This window comes from Salinivibrio sp. IB872 (genome assembly GCF_001995345.1).
Lineage (GTDB): Bacteria > Pseudomonadota > Gammaproteobacteria > Enterobacterales > Vibrionaceae > Salinivibrio > Salinivibrio proteolyticus.
The window spans coordinates 1-1,265 of the sequence record NZ_MUFO01000101.1 but is presented as its reverse complement, the minus strand read 5'-3'; the positions used below and the strand labels follow the sequence as shown (position 1 = coordinate 1,265).

General features: G+C 32.6%; 1 protein-coding gene. It reads left to right on the top strand.

Annotated elements, in window-relative coordinates; genetic code table 11:
- Positions 1 to 1,238: DUF2326 domain-containing protein (locus BZJ18_RS17010; RefSeq protein WP_198532270.1), on the top strand; the 1,238-nt coding region annotated here is incomplete at its 5' end.
- Between the last annotated feature and the right edge of the window lie 27 nt (positions 1,239 to 1,265).

Here is a 1,265-nt window from a genome sequence, read left to right as displayed (position 1 = left end):
CGAATAGAATGACAAAAACAGTCAAGTTCAATGACGATAAATTTCCTATCTCTCGAGCAGATCGTAATACGCTATTCTTGTACCTTTTTAACTTTGAAAACACTGAAATTCTGAGTAAAATCCAGAAAATAAAAACTTTCCTAGATAACTATAGAAAGAAACTTACGTCATTTAACGGTGTTATCAAAGATGACAAAATTATTAGCACTATTAATAGCACCAAAAAAGAGCTTGGCAAATTAGAAAAATCTTTATTACTAACTGAAAACAATACCGATAAGTTAGCAATTATCGATAGAATAAATTGTATTGATAATGAGCAAAACAATCTATCAGATCAGGTTTTGTCATTAGAACTTAAAATTAATAATATTACCAAGACTCAGAGACTACTTGAGTCCAACCAAAAGCACCAGTTGCTGAGTGAGTTAGAGACTATATACGGCTATGCAGCTATTAAGATGGACTCAGTTATTAGGGATTATGATAGCGTACTGCGCTTTCATAACCACTTGCTTGACACGAAGAATGAGTTCATCTCTGATGGTTTAGATAAACTTCAAGCGAAACAACACAAAGCTACTGATAAACTAAAATTATTAGAGAGTGAAAAGTCATCTCTTTATCTTGAATTAAAGTCCAAGAAAAAAATCGATGAAATATCTGATTCAGTTAAAAGAATTGGGGAGCTGAATAAAACGCTGATTGAGCTGAATGCAATAATCGAGAAAAAAGATAGCATTGAGCGAAGGTTAGAAGAGGAAGAAGAAAATTTGGAAGAGTTATCAGAAAATCTGTCTGATGAACTTAAAAACGTTAACATTTTTGAAACGGAGTTTAAGAAAAACTTCAAAGCTTATACCAGTATCTTCTACGGGATAGAATATAATTTTAATTTGAACTTGGATACTGCTAATGGTAATTGCCAACCTTCTGTAGATGATCTCCAGTCAAATAACGATGGAGGTTTGAAGCGTCTTGAGGCAATCACATTTGACTTGTCATATATTAGGTCTGTGGATTCACTAGGCCTATTAAGACCTACATTTGTGGTACATGACTCAATTGACGAGGTTGATATTAAACATATACGCCAATTGTTTGATGAATCTATTAAATTGTCTGGTCAGCAAGTCGTATCGATGTTGGTAAGTCAACTTGAAGAAGCTGATTATCAGAAGTATAAAAATTATATCGTTCTCGAACTATCTCAAGAGGATAAATATTTTAAAGTGTAGGTTTATCATGATAAATTCTAATAAAAG